We start from the raw sequence: 12,768 nt of genomic DNA, 5'->3' as shown, positions 1-12,768 counted from the left end.
GATCACCTATCTCGGAATTATGCTCGGAACGAAGCGCTCAACTGCCGCCGGATATGCGAGGCTCGTCGAAAAAATAGTCCGACAGGCTTTTCGGCTCGTTCCTGATGGCACCGACGCGGTACAGGAACTGGCCGAGCCCCAGCGTGTTGTCGGGGGCGATCTTGAAGCTCACCTCGGGATTCCTGATGATCTGCAGCAGCAGGTTGCGGTCGGTCTTGGCGCCCGTCACCGCCAGATAGATATCGGCCGCCGCCTCGGGATTGTCGCGGATGAACTTGGCGGCCTCGTCAAGGCCGTCGAGGAAGGCCCTGTAGGTCTTGGGGCTTTCCTTGACGAATGTCTCCGTAGCGTAAAGCACCGTCGAGGAAGCCGGACCGCCCTGCACATCATAGGATTTGAGAACCACGTGCGCCTTGGGATTTTCGGCGAGTTCCTGGTCCTGGAAGGGCGGGTTGCCGAAATGGGCCGTGATCTCGGTGCCTCCCTTGATCACAGCCGCGGCAGCCTCCGGATGCGGCAAGGCGACCGAGATCTTGTCGAGCCTGGCATAATCGGCATCGCCCCATTGCTTGGCCGAGGCCCATTGCAGGATGCGCGACTGCACCGACACGCCGACAGCCGGCAGCGCGATGCGGTCCTTGTCGGTGAAGTCAGCGATCGTCTTCACATTGGCGTTGTTGGTGACGAGGTAATAGGGGAAATTGCCGAGCGAGGCGACGCCCTTGACGTTCTGCTTGCCATGGGTGCGATCCCACAAGGTGAACAATGGCCCCACCCCTGCCCCGGCAATGTCGATGCTGCCCGACAGCAGCGCATCGTTCACCGCCGCGCCGCCCGAGAGCCTGACGAATTCGACATCGATGTCGACGCCCGCAGCCTTGCCGTGCTTTTCGAACAGCTTCTGCGCTTGCGCGACATTGAGCGTGAGATAGACCACCCCGAATTGCTGGGCGATACGCAGCTTGCCCTCCTCAGCCTGTGCCGCCGAGGCGATCAGCAATCCTGCGCCGGCCAGAAGACCAGCAACCGCCCGCAAATGACGCTTCATCAAACACCCGCTTGTTGTGCAAATTCCTCCCAACTATAGAAAGTCTATTGAATTAGTCAATTATATGCCGGGCGAACCTCCGGACGCGCGGCGGTCTCGTCCGCTCCTGGAAATGCTGCGGCTGGTTTGCCGGAAAAGGCGAACGAGACGTCCGCGCACCGGGAATCCGCGCCTATTCGGGGGCGACACGCACCACGAGCTTGCCGAAATTGCGCCCTTCCAGCAGGCCGATAAAGGCTTCCGGCGCCCTGTCCAGGCCGTCCACGAAATCCTCCTTGTAGCGAAGGCGTCCCGAGGCGATCCATTCCGCGGCCTCGCGATAGAAGGCCGGGCGCTGGTCGACGAATTCGCGCTGAATGAAGCCACGAATGAGAAGGCTCCTGCTCAGGACACCCCGCATCATCGACGGCAGGCGGTCGGGGCCGGGATAGGCATCGGGGCCGGCATTGTATTGCGCGATCAAGCCGCAGACGGGGATACGTGCGAAATCGTTGAGCAGTGGAAACACCGCATCCCATACGTGGCCGCCGACATTCTCGAAATAGATGTCTATCCCCTCCGGGCAGGCGGCGGCGAGTTGGGCGGCAAAATCCGCAGCGCGATGGTCGGCCACGGCGTCGAAGCCGAGTTCATCGCGCACGAAGGCACATTTGTCGGCGCCGCCGGCGATGCCCACGGCACGGGCGCCCTTGATCCTGGCAATCTGGCCGACGACCGAACCGACGGCGCCAGACGCAGCGGCGACGACGACGGTCTCGCCGGGCTTGGGCTGACCGATCGTCAGCAAGCCCGCATAGGCGGTGAAGCCGGGCATGCCGAGCACGCCCAACGCCGTGCTGACCGGCGCCGCCTGGGCGTCGAGCTTGCGCAACCCCGTGCCGTCGGAAAGCGCAAAGCTCTGCCAGCCGGAATGGGAGAGCACGATATCGCCCTCCCGGTACCCGGGATGGCGCGAGCGGATCACACGGGCAACGGTGCCGCCTTCCATGACATCGCCGATCGCGACGGGTTTGGCATAGGATCTGGCGTCGCTCATGCGGCCGCGCATATAGGGATCCAGCGAGAGATAGAGGATTTGAAGAAGGAGTTCACCGTCCGAAGGCTCGCTGACCGGCCCATCCTCGAACCTGAAATCGTCAGGGGAAGGCGCGCCGACTGGCCGGGAGGCGAGCACAATTCGCCGATTGATGAGAGTTGACGTCGTCATGATCGAGCCAGCCTCCGTTCCACCTGTTTCAGAACAACGTTCCGGCCGGAGTGCCCGGCGCCGGGAAGGGACATCTGTTCCATTTAAGCCCGCTTGCGGAAATGTCATCGACGGGCCTGTCATTCTTCGCAGCCATGTTCCTTCGTCGCAACCACTGGCTAGGGCGCCTCAGCCCAGTTTCTCATGGATCGGCGGCCCGACGATCTCCACCTTGAAGCGCTTGCCGACGGCCTGCGCCTTGGCAAGATCGGCCATTTGGGCGCCCAGCTCGTTGAAGGCAGCGATGGCGCGGTCATAGCCGCCGGGCGTCATGATGTTCAGCACCCTGACCGGCGGCTGGCCGGGTTCGAGATTGTCGAAGGTGTGAGCCACACCGGGCGGAAAGGTCACGAAGTCGCCGGGCCCCGCCTCGAAGATCTCGTCGTCGCCCTGGACCGTGAGGACGCCTTCGAGCACGTAGAAGGTGTCCTCCTGGTCCTCGTGCCGATGAAGGGGCGGACCGCTGCGATAGGGCACCTCTCCCACCATGAGGTCGAAGCGCCCGTCGCTCAGGTCGCCCGACGACTTGACCCGCCAGGGAGCGACCACTGCCCCTTCGCCATTGCGGACCACTCTCGTTCTAGCCATCTCCGTCTCCTGTCGTGGAAGTCGCCTGCATCTATGCGGGAGCGCGGATCAGGCCGCCGCGCGGACCGGATTGACGAGCAGGCCGAGCCCCTCGATCTCGCAGCCGCCTCGTGGTGCATGCCGTCCTTACCATCGAGTGCACTGCCGGCTTGGGTATCGGCATCCGACCGGGGACGGAAGCCGCGCCGGCGGAATGGCGTGTCCAGAAATCTGGACGCTTCAGGCCCTCGATCCGTTGTATCGAGATGCTTCCTCCAACCAGGGAGTCCGTCATGCAGGACCAGCTTGCCGCCGAAGCCGAAATCGTCTGCCGTAAGGCCCGCCAGGAGGATCTCGGCTCCGCAAGCGAGCTTCTCAACCGCTATCATGTCGATCGGCTCGGCCCCGAGGAACGTCGGAACGGCTTCATCTCTGCCCTGTTCACGCCGGCCCAGTTGCGGGAGATGGCCGAGGACATCGGGGTTTTCGTCGCCGTTTCGCGGGGGCAGGTCCTCGCCTGCCTGTGCTGCTACGACAGCGCTTCGCCCGCCCTGCCGCCGCCCTACCGCACGATGAGCGCCCATTTCGATGCGTGGCTCTTCCGTGGCAGGGCGCTGTCGACGTGGCGCTGCTTCGCCTATGGGCCCGTCTGCATCGATGTCCCGGCCCGCGGCAGGGGAGTTCTGCGCCGGCTCTTCACCACCATGCTGCCGGAAGTCCGGCAACGCTACCAGGCCGGCACGGCCTTCGTGGCCAAGGACAATCCCCGTTCCCTTGCGGCCCATATCGACCAGCTCGGCATGGCACCGGTCGGCGAGTTCAGCCATGACGGCCAGGCTTTCGTCGCCCTGGCCTTCACCGTCGACTGATGGGAGAACGCCGAAGGCTCATCCTTCCGTCCGACGAAGCGATACGGTCCCGGCCGGGCCGGCCGGAATCCTGTCCTCGATGTCGAGCGAGACATCGGCCATCTCGACGATCTGCCTGGCCGTGGCGCGCAACTGGCGTTCGATGAATTTGAGGAAGCTGCGCAGCTTGAGCGGCAAATGCCGCCCGCTCGGATAAAGCGCGTAGACGTCGGCACCGGGCGGCTGCCACTCGGGCAGGAGCGGCACCAGCGTTCCCTTGCGCAGGGCCGAGGCGCACATATAGCGTGGCAGCACCGCGATGCCCTGGCCTTCCAGCGCCATGTCGCGCAGCATCGTCAGATTGTTCATGCGGACGACGACGTGGGGAGAAACGATGGCCTGCTCCCCGCCCCGGAAAAAGGTCCAGTCGGCCGGGACATAGGGCGAATAGAAATGCAGGCAGTCGTGCTCGGCGAGGTCGGCCGGCCGGTTGGGCGCACCGCGCGCGGCCACATAGTCGGGGCTTGCATAGGCGCCACGCGGAACCGTCAGGAATTTGCGGGCGATCAAGCGTGAATCGGCCAATATGCCGACCCGGAAGGCCAGGTCGAAGCGCTCCTCGATCAGGTCGATATGCCGGCTGGTCACCTCGACATCGATGTCGACCTGGCTGTTTTCGCGCCGGTATCGCGCAATGGCCGGGCCGATGATGTGCATGCCCAGTTCGATGGGCAGGCACAGGCGGAGAACGCCGGTGGGCTGGCCCTGCTGGTCCCGGACCTCCGCTTCGGCCGCCTCGATTTCGGCGAGGATCCGCACGCAGCGCTCGTAATAGGACAGGCCGATATCGGTGGGGCGCACCGTCCGGGTGTTGCGATGCAGAAGGCGGGCGCCGAGCCGGGCCTCCAGCTCCGCCACGCGATGGCTGACGGTGGACTTGGACATGCGCAGGCGCCTGGAGGCGGCGGCAAAGCCGGCGGTCTCGACCACGGCGGCGAATATCGCCATGTCTTCATAGATCATCGTCACGCCCCGCATCGGGAGAACCCAGCGCGTTCAGGCCGGAACGCCGCAGCTCTCAACTCCTGTCGATCCATCTCGGCGATTTCGAGCGGTTCCGCCGGATCGCAACATACCCTGCCCGATCGTCCAAAAAATCGGACACGCCGTTGCGCACTATCCCTCTGTGGGGCGCAGCCTGCCAGCCCTAGGTTTTGTCCGGCAAGTCCCTATCGGCAAGGAGCGGGATTCCAATGGGCGACACATGCCAGATCATCGATGTTCATCAGCATCCGCTGCCGCGCTGGTATCTGGCAAGGCTGGCCGATGCCGGCCTTGCCAAGCTCGGCGGGCGCTCGCCGGACGAGCCGAGCCTGCAATGGAGTCCGGAAGGCGCGCTCGGCCAGATGGACGAACTCGGCATCGCCGCTGCCCTGCTATCCTTCTCCGACCCCGGCGCCTCGATCGGCGATCCCGGGTTCCGGCGCGAACTCGCCCGGGAATGCAACGAATACCTGGCTGGCCTAGCCGCACAGGCCCATGGCCGCTTCGGCGCCCTCGCCGTGCTGCCCCTGCCGGATGTCGATGACGCCCTCGCCGAACTGAACCATGCCGCCGACCGGCTGCGTCTCTGCGGGGTCGCCCTCTTGTCGAACTATAGCGATGCCTATCTCGGCGATGCGCGTTTCGATCCGCTCTTCGCCGAGCTATCGCGGCGGCGGCTGCCCGTCTTCCTTCATCCGGCGATGCCTGCCTATGACGCGCAGCTGGCCTATTTCCCCTGGATCCTGGAATTCGTGTTCAACACCACGAGGGCCGCGATGCATCTCATCTATAGCGGCACGCTCGACCGGTACCCCGACATCCCGGTCATCCTCGCCCATGGCGGGGGAACGCTGCCTTTCCTGTCCTTCCGCCTCGATATGGGCCAGCGCATTCCCGGCCTCGAGCTTGCCCACCCCGTGCGCCACTATCTCAGCCGCTTCTACTATGACACCGCCTTCGCCACCACGCCGGAGCCTCTGGCGGCCCTGTTGTCCCTGGTCGCGCCCTCGCAGCTCCTGTTCGGATCGGACCTGCCTTTCGGGACGGTGCCGGCGGCCGCGCTTTCGATCAGCCAGCTGGCGTGCTCTCCGCTCGTAGACGACCGCACTCGCGCGGCGGTCGCCCATGGCTCCGCGCGCTGGCTGTTTCCGAAGCTGGGGGGACGGGCGCTGGGTGGGTAAAACCTCCCGCGCCCGCCGGGTGGTTGGTCACTTTCTGGCATCGAGCTGATTGATGGCTTCCACATTTCCGGCGGAAGGTCCCTCAGGGTCGAAATTCGACGACAGCCAGCTATCGACGATGGCCTTGGCGAGTTCCGGACCGATGACGCGGGCTCCCATGGTGATGATCTGGGCGTTGTTCGACTTGGCGGCGCGTTCGGCCGAATAGGTGTCGTGGGTAAGGGCCGCGCGGATGCCCGGCACCTTGTTGGCGGAGATGCACACGCCGATGCCGGTGCCGCAGAACAGGATGGCGCGATCATGCTTGTGATCGACGACGTCCTGGCCGACCTTGGCGGCAAGATCGGCATAATAGCCCGACTGGCTGAGATTCGTGACCTCCAGGTCCGGGCGATTGGCCAGATGCGCGGCAATGACGTCGAGCAGGGGCTTGCCTGCGCTGTCGGCTCCAAGTGCGATTTTCATGACGCTCTTCCTTCCTTATATGGGTGTGATCGGTTGCACTGGCGGCTATGCCGACAGGGCGCGGGCCGTGCGTTCGAGGATGTCGAGATAGCCTTCGGCCTGCCAGGCGGAGCGCCCGATGAAGAGCCCGTCGATATGGGGCTGGCCGATGAGGTCGGCGGCATTGGCCGGGTTGACGCTGCCGCCATAGAGAACCGGAGGAGCGGCCCCGAGCCGGTTCGCCGCCACCTTCTTGATCAGCGCCTGCTGGCGGTCGGCATAGTCGGCACTGGCTGGAATGCCGTTTTCGCCGATGGCCCAGACCGGTTCATAGGCGAAAATGATTTCGACGCCAGGCTTGCCGCCGCCGAGCTGCGAGAGCGCCCCCTCGACCTGGGCCGAGAGCACCTCCTCGGCCTTGCCGCTCTCGCGTTCCGCCAGGGTCTCGCCGACGCAGATCAGCGGAATCAGACCATGATTGATCGCCGCCGCCGTCTTGAGGCCGACGGTGCGGTCGGTCTCGCCGAAATGTTCGCGCCGCTCGCTATGCCCGAGCTCGACCAGATCCAGGCCGCAATCCCTGAGCATCAGCGGCGAGATTTCGCCGGTCCAGGCTCCTGCGTCGGCCCAGTGCATGTTCTGCGCGCCGACCTTCACGCGCGTGGCGGCCAATGCCTGCTTGACCTCGCGGACCAGGGTGAAGGGCGGGATGACGAAAGGCTGCAGGCGATCGTCGACCGAACCCAGCGCTCGGGCCAGGGCGTTTGCAAAAGCCAACCCTTCCTCCAGGGTCTTGTTCATCTTCCAGCTGGTGCCGACCCAATGACGTATCATTTTCCCTGTAACTCCATGCCGACCCTGTCGGCCGGCTTGCAAATCCGTGTTTCAGACAGGCCTAACCGAGCAGCGCCCGCGCCGTGACCTCGTCGGTGATCAGGCCCCTCAGGCGGCCGCTGAGCAGCACGGCCCGGATGGCCCCGAGCTTGTGCGCCCCGCCCGCAATGCCGACGATGTGATCGTCGGCCCGTCCGTTCAGGGCCACGCCCAATGTCCGCGAGGTCAGCGAATTTTCGAGCACGCGCCCCTGGGCATCGAAGAAATAGCCGAGCATTTCGCCCACACCGCCCTCGGCCTTGATCTCCCGGATCTCCTGCGGATGCATCATGCCCGACGAAACGAGCTGGGCATCCGCATCGACCGAGCCGATGCCCACCACCTTCAGCGCCGCGCCATTGGCCATGGCGAGCACCTCGCTGATGCCGCGCTGGGCGAGCAGGACCGCCTTGTCCTCGGCGGAGTTGGCAAAGAACGGCACCGGCATCACATAGGCCTGGGCACCGGTCTTCTCGGCGATCGAATGCATGACGTCATGCGGGTTGACCGCATAATTGCGGGTGAGCACGCCGAGCAGCGAGACGAACCGCATCTCGCCGGCCGCGATGCGGGCCATGTGGGCGACCGCCGATGTCAGGGTGCGCCCATGGCTCAGGCCGATGGTGCGATGGTCGCCACGCTCGATCTCGCGCCGCAGGAACCCGGCCCCGGCCTGGCCGAGCGCGCGTAGCGGAATGCCCTCCTCGCCGAGATCGGGGGCGACCTCGCAATGATCGAGGTGAAAGCGCCGGCAGAGCTCTTCTTCCAGTTCGACGCATTCGATGATGTCGCCGTCGATGGAGACCTTGACCGCCCCGCTCGCCACCGCACGCGCAATGAGGCGGTGGGTCTTAACCGAGGGCAGGCCGAGCCGCTTGGCGACCGCCGCCTGAGTGAGGCCGCCGACATAATGCAGCCAGGCCGCGCGGCGAGCGAGAGACTCCTCCAATTCGTTCTCCGTGACGGCGCGTCCGGCCCCGCCTTGCCGTGCCATCAGTGCCGCGTCAGACATGGAGATCCCTCGCACCCGTCTCGATGAAAGGCGCCCAGAAGGCGACGCTTTCGGCGATCTGGGGAATCACCTGGCGGTCATTGGGCTCGCGCTCCTTGAAGCTCAGTTCCAGGCAGATCTCGTTGTCTTCAGCCCCGCCCTCGGCCAGCGCCGCCAGAAGCGGTTCGGGCTGGATGCGGCCCTTGGCATTGAACTCCGCCGTGAAGGGGCGATGGCCACCCTTGTCCATCAGGCTCTGCTTGATGTGAATGATCGGGGAAACCTTCGGCACGGCCCGCGCCCAGGCATAGGGGTCGTAGTCGTCGGGGTTGGGTGAGGTGACGTCGCCATGATCGATATCGGCCATCATCCACATGGGCACGGCCATATTGGCGGCTGTCAGCCGCCGCTGCAGCGACAGGCAGGCCTCGATGGTCTCGCCGAACTCGCGGCCGATGCTCATCGGCTCCCAGAAAACGGAAGTAAGGCCGGCAGCCTTGGCGTGCTCGGCGACCTCGGCCCAGCAGTCGATGGCAATGCGGATCAGGTCCTCGCGCCGAGCAGTATCGTCATAATCGGCAAAGGTGAAAATGGCGAACTGGGTACCGACCGATGAACCGCCAAGGTCGCCGATGATGTCGGCGAAGGTCTTGAACCAGTCGACGTAGTAGCGCCGCACATCTTTATCGGGATGTCCAAAATGATTCAGCCGGCCATAGGGTCCGGTCATGCCGCTGGTCACGCGCACGCCGGTGCGGGCCAGGGCGCCGCTCATCTGGCGCACCAGGCGCCTTATGGTCGGCGCGGGCCAGCTCGGATTGATGAATTCGTGCGTGAGCTGCAGGTCCCGCAGCCTGAGATCGCGCGCCACCGTGTCGATCAGATCGTCGGGATCGGCAAAGCGGTTCACCAGCGGGTTGGTATTGAGGGACAGCGTCAGAGGCATCGGACCCTCAGGCAGAAGCGTTGGAGTAGGACGTCGATGCCGCTGCGCCCAAGGCAGCGACCTCGCGCTCGAACCAGGCGGTGAAAGCCGCCTTTTCGGCATCGCTCAGATGGAGATAGTGCTTCGTCCGGCGCACCAGCACGTCCTCGGCAGTGCGCGCCCACTCCTTGGCGACGAGATAGCGCGCCTCGGCCTCGAAGAGGCAGCCGCCGAAATGACGGCCGAGATCGGCGATGCCGGCCGCCGTGCCCACGACCTGCGACGTCCGCGCGCCATAGGCATGGCCGTAATGCTGAAGCAACCGGTTGGGCATCCAGGGATAGGCCGTCCGCAGGCTCTCGACGAAGCTCACATAATCGGCATTCTCGATCTCGCCGCCCGGCAGCCGGGCCTCCCGCGTCCAGTCGCCGCCCATTCTCGGGAAAAACTTGCCGAGCCTGTGCATGGCCCGTTCGGAAAGCTCGCGGAAGGTCGTGATCTTGCCGCCGAAGACGTTGAGCAACGGCACCCCGTCGGTCTCGTCGAGATCGAAGACGTAATCGCGCGTGACCGCGGACGGATTGCCCTTGCCGTCATCGAAGAGCGGCCGGACGCCCGAAAAGGCGTGCAGCACGTCCTGCCGGCGCAGCTTCTGCTTGAAATAGCGGTTTACCGCCGTGATCAGGTAGTCGATTTCCTTCTCGTCCGCAGCAACGTCCTCGGCCGCGCCCTGATAGGCGATATCCGTGGTGCCGATCAGCGCCATGTCGCCCTCATAGGGATTGATGAAGATCACCCGCTTGTCGTGGTTCTGCACCAGATAGGCCTGCTGCCCATCCCAGAACTTCGGCACGATGATGTGACTGCCCTTGACCAGGCGCACATTGCGCGTGGAGTTGGAGCCCGCCACCTGCGCGATGACGTCGGAGACCCAGGGTCCCGCCGCGTTGGCGATGCAGCGCGCCCGATGCGTGCGGATTTCGCCCGATACGGTATTGCGGGTGGTGACCGTCCAGGCCCCCTCTTCCCGCCGGGCCGAAACCGCCGCCGTACGGGTGAGGATCGTGGCGCCCTTTTCCGCGGCCCCGAGCGCGTTGAGCGCGACGAGGCGTGCGTCGTCCACCCAGCAGTCGGAATATTCGAAGCCCTTGGCATACTGATCGAGGATGGGCGCACCGACCGGATCGCGCCTGAGATCGAGCACGCGCGTGCCCGGCAGCTTCTTGCGGCCGCCCAGATGGTCGTAGAGGAAGAGGCCGAGGCGCACCAGCCAGGCGGGCCTGTCCTGAGGGCTGTGCGGCAACACGAACCGCATCGGCCAGATGATGTGGCACGCCGAGTTCAGGAGGACCTCCCGCTCGATCAGCGCTTCGCGAACCAGGCGGAACTCGTAATATTCCAGATAGCGCAGGCCGCCATGCACCAGCTTGCCCGAGCGCGAGGACGTGCCCTGGGCTAGATCGTCCTTTTCCACCAGCGTGACGGACAGGCCACGGCCTGCCGCGTCGCGGGCGATGCCGGCACCGTTGATGCCGCCACCGATCACCAGGAGGTCGATCATATCGCTCATACTGCAAGGCTCCTTCCCGCAGCCGGCGAAGCGCCCGCTCCGCCGGCGGCACCGTGCCGGGCGGTCGCAAGCGCATTCCACGCTGGGGTCAATTCGAGGCGCGCGGCCCTGAAGGCGGGGAATAATTGGTCGTAGAGAGCGGCCAGCGCCGCATCCGGAGGCTCGGGAGCCCCCAGCAGCGGCGTCACCCACTGGGCGACGCAGGCATCCATGTCCTTAAAGGCGCCGACCGCGACCGCCGCCATCATGGCCGCGCCGGCGGCCCCGGCTTCCTCACGCGAGGAGACGCGCAGCGGGGCGTTGATCGCGGCCGACAATACGCTGCGCAAAGCGCGCGAGCGCACGGCGCCGCCGGCGAGGCGCAGTTCGGCCGGCAGGTCGCCCATGGCGGCATAGCAGTCGCGCATGGCCATGCCGAGCCCCTCCACGACGGCGCGCACCAGATCGGCATAGCGATGCCCGGCGGAGAGGCCGATGAAGCCGGCCCGGGCATCGGCGTCGACGAAGGGACCGCGTTCGCCGGCATCGGAAATATAGGGATGATAGAGCAGCGATCCCGGCCGGCTGTCGGCCAGCCAGCCGTCGATGCGCTTCACCAGCTCCTGATGCGTGACCTTCTGGCCCATCTGGGCGAGAATGTCGGCCGCGATGGTCAGCACCCAGTCGATGTTGAGCGTGGCCGCCATGTTGGTCTGCACCTGGGTGACGACATCCGGCACCGGCAGCGCGATGACATAGCCGGTTCCTTCCGCGTTCAGATGGACCTCGGCTGCCTTCTTGGCCCGCATGTGGACGCCGGTCGAGCCGATGGTCGAGCATGCCGCGTCACCGGAACCGCCATAGACGCCCGCCCCCAGGGCGGCCATCACCATGTCGACATAGCCGAGGCTCACCGGCGTGCCCGCCAGCAATCCCGTCTGCTCCGCCGCATGCGTCGTGAGGGCATGGGTGACCTGGCTGCCGTCGATGATTTCTGGCAGCAATTTGCGCCGGCGGGTCAGGCCGAGAGCCTCCACGACGCCATCGTCGTAATGGCGGGTGCGGAAATTGCCGAAGGTGAAGCTGGCTTCCGACGGATCCGTGGCGCGCACGCCCGTCAGGTTCAGATAGAGCCAATCCTTGCAATGCAGTGCCACCTCGGCCCTGTCGAGCAAGGACGGGTCGTGACTGTCCATATGGGCCATTTGCGAGCCCTGCTGGCAGGTATTGAGCCCCGTGCCGGTGGCCTCGAAACGCGCCCGGTTCATCGGGGAGGCCGCCAGTCTGCGCACCGTGGGCGCCGCCCGCGCATCCAGCCACAGCCAGGCATCGGCCACGGGTGCATTGTCTGCTCCGACCAGCCAGGTGCCGTCGCCCTGGGCGGTGACGGCGAGGGCTGCGGTGCGCGCCGCCAGGTTCTCGATCTTGCCGGCGAGTCCGCGCAGCGCAGCGACACAATCGGCCCAGGTCGTCTCCAGCGACTGGGTCACCGAGCCGTCGTCCCCGCGCAGATATCGATTGGGTACCGAGGAGGCTCCGATCTGACGGCCTTCAAAATCGAAAGCGACCGCCTTGATCACCGACGTTCCGGCATCCACCCCGATCAGCAGATCAGCGGGCATCGCAAAACCCCTCGCGAAAGGACAGGTCGACAGTTCCGCGCATGATCCACCTCCCAGGCAGGGCCAGGCCTCCCACTCATCGCCGGCGGTATACGCCGTGCGGATCGATCTGTGATCTCTGCGACCTATATATCACAAAGATATCATACGTCACGTAATTTATTGCTGAGACAAGATATTATTTCAGGCGACCCCGTCGATTAACGGGAAACGACGTTGCGCCCAAAAAGCTGCGGCCGCCAACCAGCCCCTCCCGGCGGGAAGCAAGAAAAAATCGCCAGGCACCCCGCCCTACTGGTCAGAAAAATCGTACTATCTCTTTGATTTAAATATATAAACTTCAATATTGACGATTCTTTGGTCCCGCCAGTTCGCCCGGCCGCCCACTCTGCAAGGACGCACGCGGCGCGTTGGAGGACACACTGCACAA

General features: G+C 65.1%; 12 protein-coding genes. 2 read left to right on the top strand and 10 right to left on the bottom strand.

Translation table 11 applies throughout. The features are described 5' to 3' along the window. Positions 1–37: 37 nt before the first annotated feature. The 3 genes from C5L14_RS01795 to C5L14_RS01785 form a co-directional block, all read right to left on the bottom strand. On the bottom strand, positions 38–1,048 hold the full coding sequence (locus tag C5L14_RS01795) for an ABC transporter substrate-binding protein (RefSeq protein WP_105860312.1): 1,011 nt from the start codon (positions 1,046–1,048) through the stop codon (positions 38–40). A 172-nt stretch (positions 1,049–1,220) separates the two neighbouring features. Beyond that, on the bottom strand, positions 1,221–2,255 hold the full coding sequence (locus tag C5L14_RS01790; protein ID WP_105860311.1) for an NADP-dependent oxidoreductase: 1,035 nt from the start codon (positions 2,253–2,255) through the stop codon (positions 1,221–1,223). Between the two features lie 168 nt (positions 2,256–2,423). Continuing rightward, on the bottom strand, positions 2,424–2,882 hold the full coding sequence (locus C5L14_RS01785) for a cupin domain-containing protein (RefSeq protein ID WP_105860310.1): 459 nt from the start codon (positions 2,880–2,882) through the stop codon (positions 2,424–2,426). A gap of 272 nt (positions 2,883–3,154) precedes the next feature. Here C5L14_RS01785 and C5L14_RS01780 point away from each other — a divergent pair, with 272 nt between their 5' ends. Next, positions 3,155–3,730, top strand: a complete 576-nt coding sequence (locus tag C5L14_RS01780) for a GNAT family N-acetyltransferase (protein ID WP_105860309.1) — start codon at positions 3,155–3,157, stop codon at positions 3,728–3,730. An 18-nt stretch (positions 3,731–3,748) separates the two neighbouring features. Here C5L14_RS01780 and C5L14_RS01775 read toward each other — a convergent pair whose 3' ends face one another. Then, entirely contained in the window at positions 3,749–4,732 is a 984-nt protein-coding gene (locus C5L14_RS01775) for a LysR family transcriptional regulator (RefSeq protein WP_245443229.1), read from the bottom strand. A gap of 230 nt (positions 4,733–4,962) precedes the next feature. Here C5L14_RS01775 and C5L14_RS01770 point away from each other — a divergent pair, with 230 nt between their 5' ends. Further along, positions 4,963–5,934 carry an amidohydrolase family protein gene (locus C5L14_RS01770; protein ID WP_105860307.1) on the top strand — a complete coding sequence of 324 codons (972 nt, stop codon included), beginning with the start codon at positions 4,963–4,965 and terminating at the stop codon, positions 5,932–5,934. Positions 5,935–5,961: 27 nt separating this feature from the next. Here the strand turns inward: C5L14_RS01770 and C5L14_RS01765 are convergent, their stop codons facing one another. From C5L14_RS01765 to C5L14_RS01740, 6 genes are all read right to left on the bottom strand, one after another. Continuing rightward, positions 5,962–6,399 (bottom strand): RpiB/LacA/LacB family sugar-phosphate isomerase, encoded by a 438-nt coding sequence (locus C5L14_RS01765; RefSeq protein WP_105860306.1) that lies wholly within the window; start codon positions 6,397–6,399, stop codon positions 5,962–5,964. Between the two features lie 45 nt (positions 6,400–6,444). Further along, positions 6,445–7,212, bottom strand: coding sequence for a triose-phosphate isomerase (locus C5L14_RS01760; RefSeq protein WP_105860305.1), 768 nt, complete (start codon positions 7,210–7,212; stop codon positions 6,445–6,447). A 61-nt stretch (positions 7,213–7,273) separates the two neighbouring features. Next, the gene (locus C5L14_RS01755) at positions 7,274–8,245 is read right to left on the bottom strand and encodes a sugar-binding transcriptional regulator (RefSeq protein ID WP_105860644.1); all 972 of its coding nucleotides are present in this window, start codon (positions 8,243–8,245) and stop codon (positions 7,274–7,276) included. A gap of 10 nt (positions 8,246–8,255) precedes the next feature. Further along, the gene (locus C5L14_RS01750) at positions 8,256–9,188 is read right to left on the bottom strand and encodes a sugar phosphate isomerase/epimerase family protein (protein ID WP_105860304.1); all 933 of its coding nucleotides are present in this window, start codon (positions 9,186–9,188) and stop codon (positions 8,256–8,258) included. Positions 9,189–9,195: 7 nt separating this feature from the next. Continuing rightward, positions 9,196–10,737, bottom strand: a complete 1,542-nt coding sequence (locus tag C5L14_RS01745) for a glycerol-3-phosphate dehydrogenase (protein ID WP_105860303.1) — start codon at positions 10,735–10,737, stop codon at positions 9,196–9,198. Beyond that, a complete protein-coding gene (locus tag C5L14_RS01740) occupies positions 10,734–12,338 on the bottom strand; it encodes an FGGY-family carbohydrate kinase (RefSeq protein ID WP_105860302.1) in 1,605 nt (534 codons plus the stop codon). Before C5L14_RS01740 ends, C5L14_RS01745 begins: the two co-directional genes overlap by 4 nt. Between the last annotated feature and the right edge of the window lie 430 nt (positions 12,339–12,768).

Source organism: Labrys okinawensis (genome assembly GCF_002982075.1).
GTDB classification, from domain to species: domain Bacteria; phylum Pseudomonadota; class Alphaproteobacteria; order Rhizobiales; family Labraceae; genus Labrys; species Labrys okinawensis_A.
The sequence above is the reverse complement of the archived record's forward strand: the minus strand, read 5'-3'. Positions and strand labels throughout refer to the sequence as shown.